Below are 23643 nucleotides of genomic sequence, written 5' to 3'. Positions count from 1 at the left end.
TAGTGCTTTTTTTTTATGATATAAGATTCGCCTCAGTTATACAGTGAAGATGAAGTGGTGATAATAATTTAAACCCTTGTGCAAAATTACATTCCATATCTTTTGAATACCCAACATATTGATTTGATAGATAACCTTTATATAGCATTAACATTTTTTCATTTATTTGACTAGAATGCATGCTCATTGCAGCAAACTGTGCTTCTATCTCATTATCTATATTAATAAAAGTATTTGGGTTTGAAGTGAAATAATAACCAATACATTTAACTTCAAAGGGTTTTGTTTTAGTTTTCTCAGGATAATATGCTAAAGATGCACTAAGGACCGCTTGAGAGACTGCTTGACCTACAATAATATGATCCAAATGGGCTTCATAACTATTATAAGGATCACATACAAACACATAATCACACTTGATTTCTCTAATTAATTCACAGATTTCATAACTTAATTTTCTTGGATTCTTCAAAGTTCCATCTTTATAATCCATAAAATGAAAATTTTTTACACCTAAGGATTTTCCAGCTTTTGTTGCTTCCTTTCTCCTAATTTTCTTTAATTCATTTAAATCTTTCTTAGGATTAGTAGTACCAAGACGGCCATCAGTAACTGTTAAATAATGAACTTCACAACCATTGTCGACAAACTTTTTGATAGTTGCACCCATACCGATTTCATTATCATCACTATGAGGTTGTACACATAATACGCACTTAGCATCTTCAATTTTAGGTGCTGTGAATAATTTATTCAATAAATTATTTTGCTTCGATAATTTATTTTTTTTCATTATTTTGTCTCCTTTCTTCTAAGGTATTCTTTATTTTATTCAATTCATCTTCATCTAATTTATAAAAATAAATTGGAATAATTGCTAATAAAAAGGCTATTGCTGGAATAATATAAACCATAAAACTAAAACCGGATTGTAGTTTAGGAGTTTTTGGGGCATTTTCAACATATTTTAAAATAACTAAACTTGCACCTAAAATTAATCTTGAAATAGTTGCACCTAATTTAGTTAAAAACGTATTCATTGAAAAAACAATACCTTCACTTCTAAAGTTATTTTTATACTCTGCATAGTCAATCGTATCCATTAACATACTAGTAGTAACTATCATAGCTATACCACTAAATAGGAATGAAAAACCTATAAATATAAGACCTAGTACAATATTAGAGTAATCAATGAAATAAGGAATTACACAGACAATTGATGCAATTATACAAGTATAAATGTATATATTTCTTTTTTTATATTTCTTTAAAAGAAATGGCGAGATAATCATTCCAATTAACATTCCTATAACTAAGGATAAACCAATTAAAGTCATATAATTAGCATCACCCCAAGTATAAACAGCAAAATATATTTGAACACTTTGTCTTATACTATTTATGAAATTTACTATAAATAAAGCTATCATTAATAATAAAAGTGGTTTATTATTTACAACAGTTTTTATATTTTCTTTAAACGGAGTCTTATCTACAGGAGCAATTATTCTCTCCTTCGAAAACAAACCGGTTATAAACATTAATATACAGCCTACTCCTGCAAATATTAATGCAAGATAAAAATAAGAATTTTGACTTCTCTCTCCACCAAAAATATTCAATATTGGAACAGATAATACTGATGAGATAACAACCCCTATTGTAGCTCCAACTTTTCCAAAAGTAACTTGTTGATCTCTAGTCTCAGATTTATCAGATACAACAGAGGATAAAGCCCAAATTGGTATATCACAAGAAGTAAAAATCATTCCCCATAATATATAAGTAATAGCAGCATATGCAATTATTGAAGTCATATTGGTAGCTCTGTTAGAAAAACAGAGTATTGTTATTATACCTATAAAAAACGAACCAAATATAAGATAGGGCCTAAATTTACCCCATTTTGTTCTTGTATTATCAGCAATCATCCCCATTATTGGATCATTTATTGCATCCCATAAGCTTGCAATAATTATTATTAAACTAGCTATTGATGCTGGAATTGATAAAATATCAGTAAAATAAAACAATATATACATTGCCATCATGTTATATATTAAATTTTGGCCTAGAATTCCAGTACTATAAGTAAATTTTTCAACAAATTTTACTTTGTTTTGAGTCTCATTCATAATTTTTCCTTCTTTAAACAATTGTATCATGAAAAATTATTATTTAAAGAAAAAAAACTTTATTGCCACGGTCTCTCTTTTTTAAACCAATTATTCTTATCCCAATAATCATAATCAGCATCACTAGTTCTAACTTTATTTTGCATTATTCTAGATATATAAAACCATGCTCTTATTTTAATAGAAACTTTTTTTGACTTTTCATTTCTTTTTACTTTTTTTATGATTCTATCAATTTTAGTATCAATTTCTTGCATCTTTTTAGGTTTTATTTTTTTATAATTTTCTGCTTGTACAGCAACTCCTAATTTATATATTCTAGAAATTCCAAAAAATGTAAAACATTCTTTTATTTCTTTTAATGTTTGCTTAAAAACTGGACCTGCAGCTGTAGCGATAACAATTAATTGCTTATTATACATTTTTTTCTCTGGTCTATGAATCAAAAACATACTTGGATAATGGTCAATAAATGTTTTTAATTGCCCAGACATGTGTAGAATATAAACTGGAGTTGCTATTATTATAGTATCTGCTTCTAATATTTTTTCTTTAAAAGAAAGAGTTTGTTCACTGTGTGGACAATATTCAATACCTTTATAAACACAATTTAAGCACCCTTTACAATATGGCAAATTTTCTTTTTGTAAATCTATTTCTAATAATTTATCAGGATTTAATTTATCTGTAATTTTTCTTGCAATACTTGAAGAACAACCTTGTTTTCTAGGCGATCCATGAATAATTAATACAGTCATAAAATTTTCCTTTTTAAGTTAACAAAACTATATATATTGGTAAAACGAACAAAAACACTATATTACTTAATGCAACACTCTTTGTTGCAAATTTACCATCAGCTTTATATTCTATAGCAAAAATAGAAGTCATTGTTAATACACAACAAGCAATTTGTAATACTAAAACATTAATACTAAAGTCATCAATTTTCATTCCTAATAAATTAAAACCTTTATATATATAATATGCTAATAAAGGAGCAAATATAAATCTTATTATTAAAACTGCAAAAGTATCTTTATCGGGTAAAAATTCTTTTAATTTCATAGTTCTCATAAACATACCTATAAATAACAAAGATAATGGAGTTGTAGTATCAGAGATATATTTAAGAGCATTATTCAAACTTGGGAAATATTTAATATTAAGTATATTTAACAAAAGGCCAATTATCAATGATAACATTATCGGATTTAAAAACATATTTTTAATTTGAGTAATAGCATTTAAATGTGAATTTTCAACTCCTAACTCAGTCGCATCTTTTATAATCCCTGATATCCCTAATGTTAAAGTAATAAAACTACCTGCTGTAAAACCAAGCATTACAATAGGAACACTTTCTACACCATAAATCATACTACAAACAGGTAACCCAATAAAAACAGAATTAGATAGACTTCCCATCATGGCAAAAGTCCATTGACGACCCTTTTTTACTTTGATTATTTTAGCAATTAAAAAAGAAAAATAATAAGTTATTATAATAATTATCATTGTAATAATTATCAAGATTCCAAAGGTACTTAATTGTTCTTTTGTAACTGAATTTACCATGCTATATAAAAGCATACAAGGTAAACTTACATTAATTAATAATTTACTAATCAAAGCAACAGCTTTATCACCTGCCCAAGGCCTATCATATATAAAAAAACCAATGACTAATAAAATTATCATTGTAAATACAACTTCTGCTGCTATACCCATCAAAAAATTCCTCAAAATATTAAACTTTTGTCAATCTTAACATAAATTAATAAATTTATTATATATATTAGCTATAATAATTATTAATTCAAAACTACTAATACTTTTTATTAGAAAGAAGAACAAACAATTGAACACGAGTCGATACATTTAACTTTTTATAAATATGTTTAATGTGTGATTTTACAGTATTATTAGATATAAACAGCTCTGATGCAATTTCATATGAAGTTTTTCCTTCAAAAAGCAATAATAAAACTTCTTTTTCTCTAGTACTAATTCCTGCCTCTTTTAAGTATTCAGTATTAACAACTTTATTTTCTATAGGTTTTTCATATTTTTGAAAATACTGTCTAGAAATATAGAAATAAAGATATACTGAAAAACATGAATAACTTAAGTAAGCTAATTTAAAAGTATTTTCTCTGAAAAATATTAAATCAATTGGAAAAGTTATTATTAATGGGAAAAAAGTTGCCACCATTCCTGATAGTAAATTTTCTTTTTCCCATCCTTTTACAAACTTTTTATAATAAAAAGCAAAGACTCCTAATATTACCATTAAGTAACTTCCAGCAAAGAAATGATAATTAAACGTAATTTTCATAGCAGTAATGATATCTAAATCACTAAAAAGTAAAATAATAACTATACTTATAATAAAAAATAATAAAATTACTAATCGCATAAGAATAAGGGCCGTATTATTTTTTTCTTTTGTAAGAGGTAGAAGCTTAATTAAAAAATTGGCTAAAGCATATAGTAACAATGTTGTTAATATAATTGAAATACAAGTAGCCCAAATGGCAAATAATTTATAATTCGTATTTGATTTTAATAAATCGGGGAAAAGACGATGAATATATGTATAAAATTGTGTTAATAGCATTTGTGCAGCAAGAGGTATTAATATACTAAGAAAATTTAAGGAATAATTATCTTTTGCTCTTATGTAAGTAAGTAAACATAATGCTGTAATAGAAAGAACAAGAGAAGTTGTTAAAAATAAAAGTATATCGGCTATAATAAACATCCTAACCTCCATTTTTCTAAATCAGATGTTTTATTATAACACTTATAAAAAAACCAATTCAAATTATTTATAAACAATTAGATGATTTTTTAATAATTTCATTTTCATTGCTAAAATTGATAATTAATTGAGAAAGATAAAGAATCATTATTATCAAAGGTTTTATATAATGAATCTTCATTATTATCAAAAGTTCCATATAGATTAGCATTTACTCTCAATGTAATATCATCTTTTAAGTTGTATTCTATCTTAGATAAAACAACATACCCTTTTGTAGGTATTTGATATGTAATACCTGCTTCTACTAATAATTTCTCCATAAAAAGTGGTACATGCAAAGCTAATATAATATTGTGATTTTGTTCTAGATTTGAGGCCGTATCCACATCTAATAAATTTGTATCATCATAACCAAAAATACTACATCCATTATAACTTAATGTCACATAACTTGTTGTATCCTTAATTTTATAATTAACTGATACTGTATAGCTAAGTCTATTATTATATAAACTCTCCTCTGTTGAATTAAAGTCTTCACTTAAATATAAAGCAACTTCGCTAGCAAAAGTAAAAGGCCCTTTTAAATATGTAAATTCACTACCAAATATATTCATCATAGTATAAATCGTCTCTATACTTATAACCTCATAAGGAGGTGAAGGTGTTAAAACTATAGTATATTGATATCCAGGGATTTCAAAATATCCTCTATAATACATAAATGCTGCATCAATAGATTTTATTGGCATAGCATATTTGATTCCAATTGAGCCGTATTCCAGCGTATTAGTATTTGGTTCAATAATATTAGTAGAATCATTAATAATTAAAAGACTACTAACCTCATCTTCAATATTCCATCTTCCACTTGAAGCTATTTTTATTGAAGTAAAAATAGGTTTATAAATGAATTCTAACAGTTTATTACCTAAATAAAATTGAGTAAGAATTATAGGTTCACTAATTTTCATTTCTAGTTGATTGATATATAAACCCGATGAATAATCATTTGCATTTATTACATCAACAACTCTAACTGTATCAACACTACCCCATCTATGAACAAAATAACCTGCCTGAATTTTTCCATTTGGGATAAAATAAGAAAGTGAGAGTTCCTTTACCATATCTTTATAAGTCACATTATCCTCATCTAAAGCAGGTATATAAATATTAGCATATCCCAATAAAAATGGGTTATTATATTCAAAAATTAAATTAAGATTAGCAAAAGGATTTATTTCATTTTCGAAAAATTTATTACTATAGCTAAATATCTCTACCCTTGAAGAAATATCACCATAAATATCAAATGATGATGAATCTTCTTCTTCATAATTTTTTTCATCATCAAAGATAAAATCAAATCCGTCACTAGCTATTATAGTTGATAAAAAAATAGTACTTAAGTAGAAAATTGTGATTATTTTTTTCATTATATCCTCCCTGTGTTCAAAAATTTAATTGAAAAATATCCACTAGGAATTGAAATATTATACTTAGCTTGTACAATTTTAATTTGAGTTTTATGACCTGTTGAAATGGTTTCCATTTCCATAATAGATGCAGTCCATTCATTATCTATTAATTCAATTTTTTTAGTATTAAGTTGCTTTAAAAGAGTTGTTTTATTTTTATCATAAAGTTCTACTTTCATAGGTAGAAATGTTTCTTTATCAACCCAAACAATACTTTTTCCATAGTTAGAATCTATTTTAGGAATCGATTCAATTACATACACTTCTCTATCATTATATATATCCTGTTTTATAAAAGTATGTGTTGCCTCATCATGATTAAAAGTTGTAGAGCTCATATCAGCATAAGAAAAATCCGATCCCATAAAAGATCCTGTTTGCTCCCCACTTGATATTCTTTTACTTTGTTTAAGTGCAGGTAAATAAATCCATTGTTCATCTTTTCCATCTTTTTCTATTGTAAGAAACCTTGTTTGTTTTACACTAGCTGGTGATAAGAATATAGTAATACTCTCTTTATCACCATTCTTCAATCTTGTTAGAGTTTGAATTCTTCTCTCCCTTTCCTCATTGTTTTTATCTATTAGAATAAGTATGATATCTAATGCTGCACTGTTGTAGGATTGAGTATCAGATACTCTTTTCATAATTTCATGTGCATTAATTTGGGCACTTAAAGATTTTAGTATTAAAGAGAAAAGAATTAAGATTATAAATATTTTTTTACTATAATTATTTTTCATTTTTCACCTTCCTTATTATTTGATTATCAAAAAGACTGAGTGCAATTGGTAATACTGTGATACTAGAAATACCAGCTGCAAACATTGAAATACAAAACAGAATCCCCATCTGTTGTATTGGTATAAATTTACTAAATGATAGACCCACAAAGCCCAAAGTAATTGAGAGCATATTAATTATTATTGCATTTCCAGTAGTGTTCATTATCGAATTATAAAATGATATTTCTTTATTTATTTTAACTATTCTTCTATATGCTGATATATAATGAATTGCATAATCAACTCCAATTCCAATAGCAAGAGCTGCTAATAAAGAAGTAACTATATCAAGAGGAATAGCTAATAAAGACATAGTTAAGAATATACCCATGAGAGCAAAGCCTACGGGTATCAATCCAATAAGTCCAATTTTGATGCTTTTAAATAAAACAGAAAGAATACAAAAAATTATAAAAAGTGATGCTATAAGTGAATATATTTGGCTTTTAGTAACTAGTTCTGTAAGAGCTAAACTTATTGCTTCTCCACCACCTACTGCAATTTCATAATCAGTATAATTAGACCAATATTTATAAATAAAATCTATAACTTGTGATACTTTTTCTCTCTCAGTATCATATAGAGTTATAGTAATATTAGTTTTATCTGGCTCTATAGAATCATTTATCAAATATTCTAGATTTCCTGAGTAAAGAACTAAATATTGACTAATGAGATTAGTTAAATCTTCTTCACTTTCAAGTCCATATTTTAATGGATCTGTTGGAATTTCTCTAAATGTTTCAGTATCATATTCTATATCATTTTGGTTAGTTTGAATTTCAATTATTTCTGTTGTATTATCCTCTAAACTAAATGAATCACTGAAAAAATCAAATTCTTTTTCAACTTTATCGCTCTTTTGGTAAGGAATACTTTTTTGATTTAACAAATAATTCATCCTTGTAACATATAAAACAATAGTTCGTATTTTCCCGACTTGAGAAAATTGTTCAATTTCTTTTTCAAAATTTTCTAAAGCATTTAAGAAAGTAGGATTTAATATTCTTTTTTCACTTTTGTTTGAAATCATTATATTTAGAACACCACTTCCGGCCATTTTTTCATTATATAAATTGGTATGTTTTACGATTGTGCTATCTTTTCTAAAGAAATTAATCATATTAGTTCCACTTTTAATATTTGGAACTAATATTATTGTAATTGTTGCTAAAATTAATGATAAAAGAATAATTGATTTCTTATGGTTAATTACAAGATTTGATATATATTTTGAAAAAACTTGTTTGAATCCTTTTTCATCTCTTATCTTCCATTTTGTTATTATTTCTTTGTTAATACCATTTCTATAAGTCAATCTTAAAAAGGATGGAAGAAGAAAAAGAGAAGCAATTTGTGAAATTATTACTCCAATTGCACTTAATAATCCAAACATTCTAAAAGGGGATAAAGGAGATGTTAATTGTGCTAAAAATCCTGCTGCAGTAGTTAATCCTGCAAGAATAATTGGCTTTTTATTCTTTATAATAACAGAATTAATTATAACCATTATTTGAGAGAAGGTAATATGGCCATTATAACTTAATATCTCTTCATAAAAATGACTCATTACATGAATAGTGTAAGCACTAGCAACAATTAAAAGGAGTACAGGCACTAGCATCGTGGCCATTGTAAAAGTTATATTAAAAATGACCATAATTCCAATTATATATGAGGCACTTAAAAATAGAGTAAGGAGAGGAAGAAATACACCAGATATTTTTTTTAATGTTAAAGCTAATACAAGTAATATAAGAAGCCCAACAATAGGAGATAGTCTTATCATATCGCTTACTAAAGATTCATTTATTTGTTGTTTTACGATGGGAATCCCAATAAGTAAAAATTCTTCACTGTTATGAGAATTCTCCTTTGTAAATGAGAGAATTGAGTCAATAAGATCTTTTTGTTTTGAATATTCAATTTCTTTATCTATTGTTATAATAATTGATGCCATTGTTTTGTCTTTTGAAATAAAAGTTCCCTCATATATTTCAGGCCAATTATTAAGTTTATTAGACATCATCTTTATTGATTTAGTATCAGCTCCTTCATAAAGAGGAACAACTTCTAATCCAAACTCATCGTCTTCTATATGACTAAGATTTGTGATACTGTTTACAGAATTTACACCATCTAGCATTTCAATTTGATTAGTTAAGGAATCTATTAATAATAAACTATTACTATTTAATATAGAATTTTTTTCATTAACAATTCCAAGTATTATAGCATCGAGGGAACCAAACTCACTTTCAATAATATCATTAGTTTTTACTGCTTCACTATTGATTGGCATAAACACTTCAGTTGAACTATCAATAGTAAGTTTTGAAATCATAGAAAGACATATAACTGCAAGAATTAATGCAATAGCTGTAATTAATGAGTCTATTTTCAATTGTATTTTTCTAGTTTTCATAATTTAATTATAATGATCAAACTATTAAATAGATATTAAACATATTGATGAAATGTATCACCTTTATGGGTGAATTTATTAAATTCTATACATCTTTTTAATTTAAATTTATTATAAAGTTTCGTCATTAATAAATAATTATAAAATTTATTTGTTATAAAATATCTTAAAAATTATAATTAACTTTTTTTCTTTTTTCTCATCTTTCCAGGTGTTAAATCTTCCATTTTCTTAAAAACTCGAATAAAGGAGATATCACTTGAAAACCCTGAAGCTAGAGCAACTTCTTTTACACTCATATCAGTTGTTAATAATAATGATTTTGCAAATTCAATTCTTTTTTTATTAATTTGATGAACAATACCAACACCACAATGATCTTTATAGACTGAAGAAATATATGTATTACTAACTTTTAATTCTTCACTAATACTGAATAAGCCAAGATTTACATCTTTAAAAGATCTACTAATAATATTATTTACATTAGTAACTATAGAATTATAGGACTCATTATTTTTAGATTTCCCTCTTAACAATGGCATAAATTCATCTTTACTAACCCTATTATTATCTACTTTGATCTGAATTCCACTATCATATTGTTTTATTTCAAAAATTAATTTTGATAATAAATCATAAGGTAAGTATTGGTTTTCTTTAAAAACTTTATCTATACATTCCTTATATAACTTAATATCATTATTCTCAAAAGATTTTTTTAAATCTTGTACAATAATAGTTGAATTATCAACAAAAGATGAAAAACCTTCCTTTTTATCTAATATATATTTACATTGAACATATCCATAATGAATATCGTAAATTGATATTAATAAATCACTTATACAAAATTTAACTTTATTTAAAGCAATTGAATTAATTTTTAGATAAGCTTCTAATTCAACAATAATACTATCTTTAATCTCTTGATCTTCTTCAATATTGATAATTCCAATTAATTCATCATTGTATTCAATTAAATTGATTTGGGAAGGGATATCAAAAAATAATTCTTCACTTGTATTTATTAATAAATCATTTGCTTTTTTATTAATAGAAACAAATACAACAAAGCTTGAATATGGGAAAACAATGTCATTTTTATTAATTAAATAATTAAAATAATTTTTATCCATTTCATTAAAAACAATATTTGATAAAAATACATTTTGAATATCTAGTGTTTGTTTTAATATTATTTCATCTTTATAAGACTCTTCTTCTAGTAAAGAATTTATTTTATCATTTATTATTACAAGTGAATCTTTTGAGTATTTATTTGGAGATAACCTATAAGCAATTTCTCTAAATGGTTGTAAAATATTCTTACTCGCTCTTAGAGAATATGTAATAGCTATTAAAAAGGTAATTATTAATGTAAGAATTGAAGCTAATATCAAGAAAAACATACTATCTTTATAAGATTCTAAATTCATACTTGTTATTAGTGAAATATTAGAATAAGGTAATATATTTTTGTAAATTAAACTATCTTGATAATTTATCAACAAATTATCTAAAAGGTAATTTTCATCATTATTTAAATATTGATTAATACTATTTAGATTATTGGATTTCAATAAAATTAATTCATCATCAATTATAAAACCTAGTTCATCTACAAAAGCTTTATTATCTTCAATAGTTAATCCTTTTAAGTCAAATGAAAAGTTTATAATTTGTTCATTTTTAGGATTATTTTCTGCATCACGTGGTTCTGAAATTCTTGTATAAAAGATTTTATTTTCAAAATTTGAATTATAAGAAAAACCTGTCTGTTTTGAAAGAATTAAATCTTGTTGCCAATTCATATATAAGTTTTTATTTTGATATCCATATTGTGTTAGGTAAAACTCTTTTAAAGTATATATACCGTAATCACAGACTACTATATCAAATTTTGGATAATAAACAAATAATGTATCCACTAAAGGATTTGTTGTTACAAAAGAATTTAATCTAAGAGAATAGTTATATAAATCAGACTTGTCAAAATCACTCTCAGCTATTTTTTGATTTGCTGGATCTAATATTACACTTGTTGAAAAGTTTAGAGAATTTTGGAATTGATTTTGTACAATTGTAACTAAATAATCATTTACATCTTTAAAATTTGATTTTAACTCTTTTTCTATTCTAGTAAAAAAAATCGTGAAAAGAATAGAGCATATGAGAAATACAATGACTCCTAAACTCATCATTGTTTTAAACGTATTATATCTAGACTGAGTTAAGCCTAAATGTTTCTTTATTTTTCTCATATGCTTAATAATATAAAATACTTTTTTTATATTAATCAATAACTATTACATATTAATTATACTTATTACTTTCTCTTTTAAATTTAAATAATATTCGTTATTTCTAGGATAATCTTTAAATGTAAAATTATACTCTTCACTACCCTTTATTATATTTATTACTTCATCTCTTGAAGTCTTTTCTTCTAATATTCTTAATAGTTTTAAATCATTAAAAGCTTCCATTTGAACTTCATTTCTTATAGAGGTAATTGGACCTGGGTACACTAAAAAGGGATCTCCTGCGGGGAAAGCACATTCTCCATCAGTTGTAATAAACGGATTAATTGTTTTTCTTGAATTTTCACTTTCATAATAATTAAAGCCCCAGTGTAAAAATCCTTTAATATCGTAAAGATACATCAAAATTCCCATAGCCCTATTTCTATAAGATGGTAATCCAATAAATCTATTAGGTACTAATTTTCCTTGTGCTATACAATAATAAGTCCATAATTCATCTACATTATTTACAAATGGCTCTATATGATCATTTGATGGAATAGGAGTTTCAACCAATCCTTTTTCATAGAATGAAAAATCACTTAAAGCATCGATTAAATTGCATTCACCTAAAATATCTTTTACTTGATTTTTTGCTTTCTCATAATCTTTTATACAATCAAGATTAGGTTCATCTGAGATGTGAAAATATAGATTATCTTTATTGTATCCCATATTTACTAATTCTTTAATTAACTCAGGGATAAAAGCTTTTAAAAAGACTCTATACTCTTTATCTGTTGCCTTTACATGCCATCCAAATCTCTTTTCCCTTTTTTTATTATTATTTTCATCAGTAGTTGTTACTACTATTTTTGGAGTATATTTTGCACCCCATTGAGTAAAAAAGTGTGCTATTTCTAAATATTTAATACCATATTTTTTACAAATCCCACACCATCTATTTAGCTTTTCGAAGTTAAAAGTATATTTCTTATTTACATATTCTACATCAACTAATTGAACAGTTTTTCTCTCCTTATTCATATCTGTATCTAAAGATGGAGTAAAAATCGGAGTTAATAGCATATTAACATCTGATTTTTTAGCTGCAAATTCTATATATTTTTCTATTAATTGCCAATGCTTTTCACTAAAAATATCTACTTGATGATAATTAGCAATACTATCGGTGTGAAACCACTCTGTATGCTTTATTGGTAAATCAATTAATTGAGTATCAATTACATTAATATTTATTTCTTTTTCAAAAACAATATTATTAGTTTCAATTACATTACCAGTGTTATCTTCTAATAATACTTCAACTAATTTAATTGATATAATATCTCTAAAAGAATTGTTATCAGAAATAAATGATATCCAAAGAGATTTAAATTGATCGGGAAGCGGTTTTATTAAGCCTTTGTTATCAGTTAATAAATCAGGATATAATCCTGGAGTAGTATCTAAATAAAACCTATCCCTATTTTCTGTTGCTAAATACTCACACTTAACTAAATTTACATCTTTGACTTCATAATTTAACTTTGACTCAATAATTACCTTAAAATATCTGTTTCTAGCTTTTCTATCAGCATCAGATAAAAAATATACTAATTGTAAATTAAGTTTATCATTCTTTAGCATGCTAAAAGTATCATTTGTTAATACTTTAGCTCTTTTATTTGTAAATACTTTTTCCAAAGAAGAAGTTAAATAAAATTCATAATTTGCCATATTTTTATCCTTTAGTTCCACTTAATGCTATACCTTCTACAAATTGCTTTTGTAAAAATACATATAATATAAAAGGAGGTAAAAAGCTAAATGTTGCTCCAGCCATAACTAAACCATAGTTTGTTGAATATGATCCTTTTAAAGCAGCAATTGCTAGAGTTAAAGTCTTCATTGCAGGTTTTGATGCAATGATTAAAGGCCATAAGAAATCATTCCAACTTGTTATAAATGTAAATATTGTTAATGAAAGTAAAACAGGTTTTACTAAAGGAATAACAATTGATACAAATATCCTATTTTCTCCACAACCATCAATTCTAGCTGCATCTAATAAATCATCAGGAACATTAACCATAAATTGACGAATTAGAAATACACCAAATGCATTAATTATTGGAAGGATTAATGCTATATAAGTATTCATGAGTCCTAAATTTTTAATAATTACAAAAGTTGGTATCATTTTTACCTGTCCTGGAATCATTAAAGTAGCTAAATATATTGCAAATATTTTGTCTCTAAATGGAAATTCTTTTTTAGCAAAAACATAAGCAGCCATTGAACAAATAATTGCATTTAATATACAAGAAGATACTGTTATAATAATTGAATTCTTTAAATTTACTAATAAATTAAATCCCGCTATTACTTTTCCATAATTAACTAAATTAAAAGTTGTATTAGAAAAATCAAAATTTAACATATCTTTTTGTGTTAAAGAAATTAAAACCATGTAAAAGAATGGAAATATAGCAACTAAAGCTCCAAATACCAATAAAACTAATATTATATAATATGAAATACTTTTTTTATGTGATTTAATCATTATTTGTTTTCTCCTTTTTCACTTAAAAATCTCTTTTGAAGTGCCTGTAGAACTATAACTAAAACAAACATTAATAAAGCAATAGCAGCAGCATATCCCATATTAAAACTCTTAAATGCAGCATTATATATTGTAAGTACTAAAGTTACAGTCGACATACCAGGGCCACCATTTGTCATCGTAAATACCATATCAAATACCTGGAAAGACCAAATTGTGCCAAGTGTAACTATCAAATATGTTACTGAAGAAAGCGATGGAATTGTAATATGAATAAATTGTTGTATTTTTGAAGCTCCATCAACTTCTGCAGCCTCATACAATTCTTTTGGGACATCCATTATTCCCGCATAATATATTACTAAAAAATATCCAACATTTTTCCAAACAGTTGCCATACAAACAGAAAGAAGAGAGGAATTTTTACCACCTAACCAGTTAACAGACGGTAAATGCAAGAAATTTAATATAGAATTCATTAAGCCATAAGGTTCTAAAAAAATAGACCACAAAGTACCTACTAGTACGGCTGAAGCAATTACAGGAACAAACATTGCACTTTTAATAAAACCACCTAATTTATTTTGAAAACTACTAGCTAATAATGCTGCAATAATAAGAGCAAAAATAGTCTGTAAAGGAACTGTAATCAATGTAAATAGTAAGGTATTTCTTAAAGAAGCTACTATATAAGGATCTTTTAATAATCTAGCATAATTAGCTAAACCAACCCAATTTGGACTTTGAATAACATTAAATTGAGTAAAACTATAATAAATATTCATAAATATTGGTATGATTGAAAACACACTAATTAATATAAAACTTGGCAATATATATGAATAACCCATTATAGCATCTTTTTTATTTTTCATAAACTTATAACTCCAAAAATGAATACCTAGGAAAGAGTTTCCTCTTTCCTAGATAATTTAAAATATTAATTAAAGAACGTTTTTAGAATAATCAACAGTTCTATCAATAGCTTCTTCAGGTGAGATTTCGCCCATCATCATTAATTGTAAATTTTTACATAAATTATCAAAGATTGTTGCAGAAGCTTTAGCAACAGGTAATGTATGGAAGAATTCAGTTTCTGTTTCATACATTTCTTTAAATGCTGGATTATCATTATAAGGTTCTGATTTTGAGATTGGAGTAAATTGTGCAATTTCAGTATGATATTTAGCCATTACATCAGCACTTGTTATTTTTTTCATTAATGAAGCTGCTAATTCTTTATTTTCACTTGCACTGTTCATGATTAATGAGTCAGATGCAACCCAAATACCTTTAGTTTCTTTCATTAGTGATGGTACAAAAGTCCAGTTTACACCAGCTTCATCAAAAGATTTAGCTTTATTAGCACCGATACATACAAATGCAGCTTTACCTTGCATAAATTCATCTGTTGCATTAGTCATACCGAGTTGTGCTTCATCAATAATATCATATTTGAATCTTAAATCATGTAAGAAATTTGCTGTAACATAAGCAGCATCAGTATCTGTTAATGCTAGTTGAGTTCCTTCATCATTATAAATTTGTCCACCAGCTTGCCAGAAGTATGGGAAGAAATTATCATCTAATAATCCAATTGATGGATCAGCCCAAGATTGAGCAAAAGGCATAACACCAGGTACATTTTCTTTAATTTGTAAACAAACTTCAATAAAATCATCCCAAGTTACAGGTAATTCAGTTACACCAGCTTGATCTAAGATGTCTTGGTTAGCATATAAAACACGAGCATTACCTACAATAAATGGTAAACAATATTGACCACCCATCATATTTCCTTGGTCATAATAGTAATATTCATCTTTTTCAGCTTGAGTGAAATATTTATCTAAATCTTCTAAAGCACCCATTTGAATATAATCATAGAACATTTGCATGTACATATAACCAACATCAGGACCATCACCTGAAGCAAAACCAGTTAAATATTTTTCTTCATAACCACCCCAAGGTGTAATTTCAATTGATAAATCAACATTATTTTCTTCTGCCCAAGGTTGTAGTGTTTCACTCCAAAAAGTTTCATCTAATGCATCGCTGCTAGAAGCAAATGGTGGTAACCATAATAATAATTCTGTCTTTTCTTCACTCTTTGTGTCTGAAGTTTCTTTAGAACCATTGGCAAATACTGAAGTAGAACCAATAAGTAGTACTAATAAAATTGTAGCAATAATCTTTTTCATAAATTTTATCTCCTCTAAAATTAATTTAGACTAAGAATAAATAATTATTGAACATATAATCAATTTACAATTTTTTAATTAGCTCTATAATATAATTAACATTTTTTTAACTTAATTTAATTTGTATCATCTTATTTTATTTATCTGTAAGTAATTATATAAAATTACAAGTTCATATTTTTATGTTAATTTGTTTATTTTTTTTGCATTTTTTTTGCATATTTATGCATAAAATAACTTTTTTATTAAATATATATTAATTGTTGATTAAAAAAAACTTAATTTCATTTTAAGAAATAGGATAATATTCTAAAAAATATATAAAAAGAATTAATTTTTATCATAAATTCAATAATTATCATTGAAAATAATTAAATAATTGATTAAATTATTAATACACCCTTTGATAAAGAAAGGGGGTGTACCGGTTTCGACTGGCGTAGATCAGGCCAGTGGTTGCAAGCGGAGCGCCAACTCCTAAAACTAGCAAAACAAATTAACTGCTAAAAAAGACGAAGAATACTTCGAAACTGCAGAATACGCTTTCGCTGCTTAGTCGCAGTTGCGTACAAGTTATTTAGAGTGCCGCTCTTAGCTTTAAGTATCTTGTAAGACTTCAAGAGCTTACTTTTACAAGTGTTGATGGTGTAGAAGGACAATTAAGTCAACTTGGTTATAAAGAGGTTTGTTAATGAGCCAATTTATTTCGACACTTTAAATCATTAACTAAGCTTGTAGACGCCAGTGGGTGGCACGTTAGGACGGGGGTTCGAATCCCCCCACCTCCAAAAAAACCATTAATTGTGATAATTAGTGGTTTTTATTTTTTTTTACCATCTTTATTTTTTTCATAGTATAATATCGGTTATACTAGATTTGTAAAATATACAAAAAAGGATAAAAAATGATTGATAAAAATAATATAAATATATCATTAGTATTATTGATACTTATCATAATTATATCATTTATAATTAAAATTCTATCATATAAACAAACATCTCAAACCTTTCGTATTTACTACAATAAAATTAATAACAATATATTAGCAGATATGAGTAATTATGATTTAAATATTGTTGAAGCTTCTTTTTTCGAGATAAGTGATGTTGAAACAATTCATCAAAACAACTCTAAAGTTATAGGATATATTTCTTTAGTTGAAATTGGATATTGGGATGATGAGTTAATAGCGTATTTAGAAGAAAATGATTATTTAACAGATTCTAATAATAAAAAGATAAAATCTTTAGATGATAAAAATTATTTAGGAGATTTATCTTCTGAACATTTTCAAGAGATTCTTTTAAAATATATAGATAAACGAATTTTATCTAAGAATATGGATGGAATATTCTTAGATACATTAGACTGGATTGATTATTATAATTCAAATATTGAACTTCAATCTAAATTATTAAAAGGCTATAAAGAATTATTAATTAAAATAAAAAATAGATATCCAAATATATATATTATGCAAAACAGAAGTTTAGAAAGCTATTTTAGCACTAGCAAAAATTATATTTCAGCAATTTTATGGGAAAATTTCGACTCACCCTTCATAAATACTGAAAAAAAATCGATTATTAAATTTATGAAACTCTTTTTATATGCTAAACTATATAAGACAAATGTATATATAATTTCGTTTAGCAATGAAGAAATAAATAGGAAACTTGTTAAAAAAATGAATTGGAACTACATTTTTAGCCAAATGGAAAATAGATATTCTAAATGGGATATAATAGTTAGATAAGAGGGAAAAATGAAAAAAAAATATTTCATTGTTATAATTATAATTTTTAATACATTATTACTTTCTTGCTCGAATGAAGAGAAAGTAGATACAACAATAGTTGATAATGAGAGCATTTATTTAAATGATAATTTTAATGAAATAAAAGAAATATATATAACTGTTTTAGAACCTAAAAAATCAGATAAGAAATATAATTATACACTTTCCCAAATTAATTCAGTGTCCCTAGAGAACAGAGAATATGAAGATGGGGAGTTAAAAGTTATTTTCCAAGAAGGATATAATGGAGAGTTAAAAAGCAGTTATTATGGTTATGGACAAAGTGATTATAATGCAACAATGAAACTAAGAGGCCAGTCTGCAAGACTTTCTCCTCTAAAATCATATAAAGTAAGTTTAAATTCAAAAGCACCTTGGAATGGATATACTACAGTAAATTTAAATAAACACCCTTTTGATGATCTGAGAATTAGAAACAAATTAACTTTTGAGTTGATAAAAGATATCCCAAATATTACAAGTGCAAGAACTCAATTTGTACACCTTTTTGTAAAAGATTTCAGTGAAGGTGATTATACAAATGATTTTGTAGATTATGGGTTGTTTACTCAAATAGAAAATATAGATAAAGATTATTTAGAAAATCATAATCTAGATAAAAAAGGTTATCTTTATAAAATCGAAAATTTTGAATTTAGAAGATATAATGACGTTTTATTAAATGTTGATGATTTTGATTATGATGAAGATGATTTTGAAGAAATATTAGAAATAAAAGGTGAAGATAATCACGAAAAACTATTAAACATGTTAGATGATGTTAATAACTATAATATAAACATTAATACTGTAATAGATGAACATTTTGATAAAGAAAATTTATTAACTTGGCTAGCCTTAAATATAATAACGGATAACATTGATACACAAAGTAGAAATTATTTTATTTACAGTCCTGAAAACTCCCCTACTTGGTATTTCTTACCTTGGGATTATGATAAAGCTATGGGTGGATATGACAGTGATAGAGCAATTTGGCAATCAGGTATATCTAACTATTGGGGAATTATTTTAATAAATAGATTCTTAAAAAATGATCAAAATTATGAAGATTTGATAAACAAAGTTGAAGAATTAAGATTAATATTCAATCAAGAAAAAATTGATACTTATGTTTCTGAATTCGAGCCAATTATCTATGAGTATTTAACAAGGGCTCCTGACAATTCACTAGAAAGTAGTTTGAGTAATGAAGAGATACCACAAGCAATAAACAACTTAAAAAATCAAGTAAACAATAATATTAATAATTTTTATAAAAGTATTGAAAGACCAATGCCATTTTTCTTAAGTACCCCATACATTAATGGTAATTTTATTGAATTTAGTTGGACAGAATCATATGATTTCCAAAAAGATCCAATATATTATTCTTTTGAGATTAGTGATACCCCTGATTTTGAAAATACAATATATAAGGAGATAAATTTAAAAGATAATGAATTAATAATACAAAAATTAACTCCCGGTAGATATTATTATAAAGTTCTAGTTTATGATATTAATGGGAATACTAGTGATGCTTTTGATATATATCTAAATGAAACGGCTATAACTTATAATTATGGTGTAAAAGAATTTTATGTCTATTAGGAGCAATTATGAAATTAAGACATGAACATAAATTCCTAGTTGAATACGATGATTATATGAGAATTAGACACTCATTAACAAAAGTCATGAACTTAGATAAAAATTCAATAGACAATAAAGGATATCACATAAGAAGTGTATATTTTGATGATATTTATGAAAATGCACTTTATGAAAAATTATCAGGGATATCAGAAAGAAAAAAATATAGAGTTAGAATTTATAACTTTTCAGATAACAGAATAAAGTTAGAAATAAAAAAGAAGTTTCAAGATTTTACAAATAAAATTGGAACAGACATCAATAAAGAAGAATATTATAGATTATATAATGGTGATATTAATGATTATGCATTTAGTGATAACTTAGTTAAACGTAGCTATTATATAGAGACGAGGAACAACTTATTAAGACCAAAAGTTATTGTAGATTATTATAGAGAAGCTTTTACCCTTCCATATAATGAAGTTAGAATTACATTTGATCTTGAACTTGAAGCAGTTAAACCACAAAAAGATATTTTTTCAGATTCTATGATAACACATAAACTTCCACCAATGTATTCTAGAATTTTAGAAGTGAAATATAATAACTTTTTACCAACGCATATTAAGAGTATTCTAGAACCATATAATTTAACTAGACTATCAGTATCGAAATTTTTGCTATGTAGAGATATAATACAATAAAGAAGAGAGGTTTTTAATGATTAATTTTAATGACATAATCAAAAACAGCGCCCTACAATCATCATTTTTGGGGAATTTTACAGTTTTTGATATAATAAGTGTAATTGCCGTTACACTAATAGTAAGTATGTTTATGTTTTACATATACAAGAAAACTTATAGTGGTAATGTGTACAGTCATAAATTTAATGTATCCTTAGTTATAATGGCATTAATTACAGCAGAAATAATAATGACAATTAGTTCTAACTTAGTTTTATCCTTAGGTATGGTTGGTGCATTAAGTATTGTAAGATTTAGAACAGCTGTAAAAGAACCGTTAGATATCGTATTCATGTTTTGGGCTATTGCTATAGGAATAACATCAGGTGCAAGGCTTTATGCTTTATCAATTTTAAGTTCATTACTTATTGGATTAGTATTAGTCTTATTACTTAAATTTAAAAATACTAATAATATATATTTACTTATTGTGCATCATAATAATGAAGCAACTGAAAATGTAACATCAGAATTAAATAAGTTGTACTATACTTTAAAATCTAAAACTATTTCTAGAGGATTAATTGAATTAACAGTTGAAGTAAAATTATCTGGAATGGGAACTGATTTTATACAAGATATATCTGAAATTGAAGGTGTATCAAATGTTTCCTTAGTTAGTTATAACGGAGAATTCGCACAATAAATATTAGGAGAGAAATATTGATTCCTACCGAAAGCAAATTATATAGAGCTGTTGTAAGCATATTAGAAACAATACTAATTAATTTAATAATTTATGTATTCTTTTATTTAAGACCAGCAAATCAAAATATTTATTTATTTTTAAACCCTCACCCTTTATTATTTTTAGCAATGGCAATGGGACTTCGTTATGGAATCCAACTAGGAACAGTTTCTTCTATTATTTCTTGCTCCTTTTATATTTATACTTTTTATCAACTTTATGATGATTTTTCTTTACTTATTAATAACTTTCAATATTATAAATATCCATTACTCTTCTTATGGATAGCTTTTATATTTGGTGCATTTAGAGATAATAATAAGAGAAAACAAAAAGATAAAGATGAACAAATACAAATTCTTACAAAAGAAAACTACAACCTTGAAAAAGATTTTGAAACTTTAGACAAGATTCAACAAGAATTAAAAAAACAAATCATCGGTGCTGATGATAGTATTATTAGCTTATATGATATAGCTACAAAACTTGAAACTTTTGAAACAGAAGATATATACACAGAAACAATTGGTGTATTAAAAAAATATTTACATGTAACGAATGTTTCACTATACGCTTTTGATAAAGTAAATAATTACTTACGTCTTAAAATTACTTATGGAGATGTAGAAGACGATAAAAATTCAATAGATGCAGCCAATTGTACATGGTTTGAGAAAGTAAATAATGAAAAACAAGTTGTTAAGTTCATTAGTAAATCTAAAAATGATAACCTTCCATTAATGTCAGCTCCTTTAATTAGAAATGGCGAACTAATAGCCGTAATTAATATAAAAGGTATGAAATTTGACATGATTAGTGAATATGCTTTCCAACTTTTCCAATTAATTATTGATTGGATTAATAGAGCATTAGATAAAGCTACATATGTAGAAAACTTATTAGAAACAGTTTATATAGAAAACACTAAATTAGTAACAGCTCCATTCTTCAAAAAGAGGATTGAAATTGAAAGAAGACGAAAATATAATTTTGGTATGGATTATTGCCTATTAGCTTATAGAGTAAAAAATTTAGATATAAAAGAAATTGATACGCTAGTTCAAAAAACTTTACGCCCTGTAGATATAGCTTATTATAATATCAAAAACAATACATTAACTTTTTTAATGCCAGCCACTAAGAAATCATTTTCTTTCATTTTAGAAGATAAAATAAAATATAACTTTAATGATTCTCTTACAAAAATTGAATTAAAAACATTGGAGGGCTAATGAAAAAGTTATTATTATTCTTGTTAATGATAGTAGATATATTAATATTTATATTTCTTTTTATAACTCAAGATTATTTATTAATAATTTTAATTCTTCATGTAGTTATATATACAATTTCATGGAAACTTAACAAGAAAATTGATAACAACAAACATGAACTCCCCTTCTATATAATATTATTTATGCCAATAATTGGGCCTTTTATTTATTTCTTATTTTATTTCAGTTTAAATTATTTCTTTAGTGATAATGAATTAATTATGGATTATGAGAAAATGATAGATGCAAAATTAGAAAATATATCAAAAAATAGAATTGAATACGAAAAAGAAATCAAGACAATGAGTTTTATTGATATGCTATCCTACATGGATCCTGATAGAAAAAAAGAAGTTTTAATTGACTCTCAATATTCTGTACGAATTAACAATGCTAATATTTTAAAAAAAGGATTAGAATCTGACGATAAAGAAGTTCAACATTATTCAGCAACATTATTAAACAGCAAAGAGAATGAATTAACTAATAATATTAGTTACTTAAGAGAAAAATATAATAACAGTAAAAATGAGGTATATTTAGATCAGCTAATAAATTCTTATAAAGTATATATTAATTCAACACTCATTGAAGAAGATAGTATTAATATATTTAGACAAGAATATATTGATGTATTAAATATTAAATTAAAGAATAATACTTATACATTAGAAATTCTAAGCGAATTATTTAAAACATATATTCAAATTATTGACTTAAATAATGCTGAGTTAATTAACGAAAAAATCATTAAAGAATACGGAGAAAGTGAACAAACACAAATTAATACATTAAATATTTTATACAAAAAAGGAGAATTCAATCTATTAAAAGATAAATTAATAAAGATAGATGATAAATTATTAAACAATAGTGATAAATTAATAGAATTAAGAGATTTTTTTATTGAGGAGAATGAATAA

The 23643-nt window shown here is 25.4% G+C and carries 19 protein-coding genes and 1 other RNA gene; 7 read left to right on the top strand and 13 right to left on the bottom strand.

All coding sequences use genetic code 11. The features are described 5' to 3' along the window. Window positions 1–13 precede the first annotated feature (13 nt). The 13 genes from ACPKM0_RS05290 to ACPKM0_RS05230 form a co-directional block, all read right to left on the bottom strand. Window positions 14–793 (bottom strand): PIG-L deacetylase family protein, encoded by a 780-nt coding sequence (locus ACPKM0_RS05290; RefSeq protein WP_472474000.1) that lies wholly within the window; start codon window positions 791–793, stop codon window positions 14–16. Beyond that, window positions 780–2138 carry an MFS transporter gene (locus ACPKM0_RS05285; protein WP_472473998.1) on the bottom strand — a complete coding sequence of 453 codons (1359 nt, stop codon included), beginning with the start codon at window positions 2136–2138 and terminating at the stop codon, window positions 780–782. The genes ACPKM0_RS05290 and ACPKM0_RS05285 overlap by 14 nt, the downstream gene beginning before the upstream one ends. A gap of 59 nt (window positions 2139–2197) precedes the next feature. Further along, complete coding sequence (locus tag ACPKM0_RS05280) at window positions 2198–2896, bottom strand: flavodoxin family protein (RefSeq protein ID WP_472473996.1); 699 nt, start codon at window positions 2894–2896, stop codon at window positions 2198–2200. A gap of 13 nt (window positions 2897–2909) precedes the next feature. Then, the gene (locus ACPKM0_RS05275; RefSeq protein WP_472473994.1) at window positions 2910–3869 is read right to left on the bottom strand and encodes an AEC family transporter; all 960 of its coding nucleotides are present in this window, start codon (window positions 3867–3869) and stop codon (window positions 2910–2912) included. 97 nt (window positions 3870–3966) lie between these two features. After that, window positions 3967–4902, bottom strand: a complete 936-nt coding sequence (locus ACPKM0_RS05270) for a helix-turn-helix domain-containing protein (RefSeq protein WP_472473992.1) — start codon at window positions 4900–4902, stop codon at window positions 3967–3969. 110 nt (window positions 4903–5012) lie between these two features. Continuing rightward, a complete protein-coding gene (locus ACPKM0_RS05265) occupies window positions 5013–6344 on the bottom strand; it encodes a hypothetical protein (protein ID WP_472473990.1) in 1332 nt (443 codons plus the stop codon). After that, window positions 6344–7129 (bottom strand): outer membrane lipoprotein-sorting protein, encoded by a 786-nt coding sequence (locus ACPKM0_RS05260; RefSeq protein ID WP_472473989.1) that lies wholly within the window; start codon window positions 7127–7129, stop codon window positions 6344–6346. Before ACPKM0_RS05260 ends, ACPKM0_RS05265 begins: the two co-directional genes overlap by 1 nt. After that, complete coding sequence (locus ACPKM0_RS05255; protein ID WP_472473987.1) at window positions 7119–9596, bottom strand: efflux RND transporter permease subunit; 2478 nt, start codon at window positions 9594–9596, stop codon at window positions 7119–7121. The genes ACPKM0_RS05260 and ACPKM0_RS05255 overlap by 11 nt, the downstream gene beginning before the upstream one ends. Window positions 9597–9775: 179 nt before the next feature. Continuing rightward, on the bottom strand, window positions 9776–11860 hold the full coding sequence (locus ACPKM0_RS05250; protein WP_472473985.1) for a helix-turn-helix domain-containing protein: 2085 nt from the start codon (window positions 11858–11860) through the stop codon (window positions 9776–9778). A 45-nt stretch (window positions 11861–11905) separates the two neighbouring features. Next, window positions 11906–13582 carry a DUF4091 domain-containing protein gene (locus tag ACPKM0_RS05245; RefSeq protein WP_472473983.1) on the bottom strand — a complete coding sequence of 559 codons (1677 nt, stop codon included), beginning with the start codon at window positions 13580–13582 and terminating at the stop codon, window positions 11906–11908. A gap of 4 nt (window positions 13583–13586) precedes the next feature. After that, window positions 13587–14408 (bottom strand): carbohydrate ABC transporter permease, encoded by an 822-nt coding sequence (locus ACPKM0_RS05240; RefSeq protein ID WP_472473981.1) that lies wholly within the window; start codon window positions 14406–14408, stop codon window positions 13587–13589. Next, a complete protein-coding gene (locus tag ACPKM0_RS05235; RefSeq protein ID WP_472473979.1) occupies window positions 14408–15283 on the bottom strand; it encodes a carbohydrate ABC transporter permease in 876 nt (291 codons plus the stop codon). The genes ACPKM0_RS05240 and ACPKM0_RS05235 overlap by 1 nt, the downstream gene beginning before the upstream one ends. Window positions 15284–15352: 69 nt before the next feature. Next, window positions 15353–16612, bottom strand: a complete 1260-nt coding sequence (locus ACPKM0_RS05230; RefSeq protein WP_472473977.1) for an ABC transporter substrate-binding protein — start codon at window positions 16610–16612, stop codon at window positions 15353–15355. Window positions 16613–17027: 415 nt separating this feature from the next. On the opposite strand from ACPKM0_RS05230, the gene ssrA reads away from it, so the two are divergent. The 7 genes from ssrA (at window position 17028) to ACPKM0_RS05195 (ending at window position 23643) form a co-directional block, all read left to right on the top strand. Next, window positions 17028–17403: a transfer-messenger RNA gene (gene ssrA / locus ACPKM0_RS05225) on the top strand. A gap of 113 nt (window positions 17404–17516) precedes the next feature. Continuing rightward, window positions 17517–18371 carry an endo alpha-1,4 polygalactosaminidase gene (locus ACPKM0_RS05220; RefSeq protein WP_472473975.1) on the top strand — a complete coding sequence of 285 codons (855 nt, stop codon included), beginning with the start codon at window positions 17517–17519 and terminating at the stop codon, window positions 18369–18371. Between the two features lie 9 nt (window positions 18372–18380). Then, a complete protein-coding gene (locus tag ACPKM0_RS05215) occupies window positions 18381–20027 on the top strand; it encodes a CotH kinase family protein (protein WP_472473974.1) in 1647 nt (548 codons plus the stop codon). Between the two features lie 8 nt (window positions 20028–20035). Further along, entirely contained in the window at window positions 20036–20716 is a 681-nt protein-coding gene (locus ACPKM0_RS05210) for a polyphosphate polymerase domain-containing protein (protein WP_472473972.1), read from the top strand. A gap of 16 nt (window positions 20717–20732) precedes the next feature. Further along, window positions 20733–21404, top strand: coding sequence for a DUF4956 domain-containing protein (locus ACPKM0_RS05205; RefSeq protein WP_472473970.1), 672 nt, complete (start codon window positions 20733–20735; stop codon window positions 21402–21404). Between the two features lie 17 nt (window positions 21405–21421). After that, window positions 21422–22678: a GAF domain-containing protein gene (locus tag ACPKM0_RS05200; protein WP_472473968.1), complete on the top strand. Its 1257-nt coding sequence runs from the start codon at window positions 21422–21424 to the stop codon at window positions 22676–22678. Further along, a complete protein-coding gene (locus ACPKM0_RS05195; protein ID WP_472473966.1) occupies window positions 22678–23643 on the top strand; it encodes a hypothetical protein in 966 nt (321 codons plus the stop codon). Before ACPKM0_RS05200 ends, ACPKM0_RS05195 begins: the two co-directional genes overlap by 1 nt.

This window comes from Pleomorphochaeta sp., from assembly GCF_050031695.1.
GTDB lineage: Bacteria > Spirochaetota > Spirochaetia > Sphaerochaetales > Sphaerochaetaceae > Pleomorphochaeta.
Note: the sequence above shows the minus strand (reverse complement) of the source record. Positions and strands in the feature narration are given on the sequence as shown.

What these genes read in the sequence shown, in the direction of transcription:
- ACPKM0_RS05245 (WP_472473983.1), bottom strand. Translation starts at nt 13,582, where the DNA reads ATGGCAAATTATGAATTTTATTTAACTTCTTCTTTGGAAAAAGTATTT.
- ACPKM0_RS05250 (WP_472473985.1), bottom strand. Translation starts at nt 11,860, where the DNA reads ATGAGAAAAATAAAGAAACATTTAGGCTTAACTCAGTCTAGATATAAT.
- ACPKM0_RS05265 (WP_472473990.1), bottom strand. Translation starts at nt 6,344, where the DNA reads ATGAAAAAAATAATCACAATTTTCTACTTAAGTACTATTTTTTTATCA.
- ACPKM0_RS05260 (WP_472473989.1), bottom strand. Translation starts at nt 7,129, where the DNA reads ATGAAAAATAATTATAGTAAAAAAATATTTATAATCTTAATTCTTTTC.
- ACPKM0_RS05290 (WP_472474000.1), bottom strand. Translation starts at nt 793, where the DNA reads ATGAAAAAAAATAAATTATCGAAGCAAAATAATTTATTGAATAAATTA.
- ACPKM0_RS05285 (WP_472473998.1), bottom strand. Translation starts at nt 2,138, where the DNA reads ATGAATGAGACTCAAAACAAAGTAAAATTTGTTGAAAAATTTACTTAT.
- ACPKM0_RS05210 (WP_472473972.1), top strand. Translation starts at nt 20,036, where the DNA reads ATGAAATTAAGACATGAACATAAATTCCTAGTTGAATACGATGATTAT.
- ACPKM0_RS05235 (WP_472473979.1), bottom strand. Translation starts at nt 15,283, where the DNA reads ATGAAAAATAAAAAAGATGCTATAATGGGTTATTCATATATATTGCCA.
- ACPKM0_RS05205 (WP_472473970.1), top strand. Translation starts at nt 20,733, where the DNA reads ATGATTAATTTTAATGACATAATCAAAAACAGCGCCCTACAATCATCA.
- ACPKM0_RS05255 (WP_472473987.1), bottom strand. Translation starts at nt 9,596, where the DNA reads ATGAAAACTAGAAAAATACAATTGAAAATAGACTCATTAATTACAGCT.
- ACPKM0_RS05195 (WP_472473966.1), top strand. Translation starts at nt 22,678, where the DNA reads ATGAAAAAGTTATTATTATTCTTGTTAATGATAGTAGATATATTAATA.
- ACPKM0_RS05230 (WP_472473977.1), bottom strand. Translation starts at nt 16,612, where the DNA reads ATGAAAAAGATTATTGCTACAATTTTATTAGTACTACTTATTGGTTCT.
- ACPKM0_RS05220 (WP_472473975.1), top strand. Translation starts at nt 17,517, where the DNA reads ATGATTGATAAAAATAATATAAATATATCATTAGTATTATTGATACTT.
- ACPKM0_RS05275 (WP_472473994.1), bottom strand. Translation starts at nt 3,869, where the DNA reads ATGGGTATAGCAGCAGAAGTTGTATTTACAATGATAATTTTATTAGTC.
- ACPKM0_RS05240 (WP_472473981.1), bottom strand. Translation starts at nt 14,408, where the DNA reads ATGATTAAATCACATAAAAAAAGTATTTCATATTATATAATATTAGTT.
- ACPKM0_RS05270 (WP_472473992.1), bottom strand. Translation starts at nt 4,902, where the DNA reads ATGTTTATTATAGCCGATATACTTTTATTTTTAACAACTTCTCTTGTT.
- ACPKM0_RS05215 (WP_472473974.1), top strand. Translation starts at nt 18,381, where the DNA reads ATGAAAAAAAAATATTTCATTGTTATAATTATAATTTTTAATACATTA.
- ACPKM0_RS05280 (WP_472473996.1), bottom strand. Translation starts at nt 2,896, where the DNA reads ATGACTGTATTAATTATTCATGGATCGCCTAGAAAACAAGGTTGTTCT.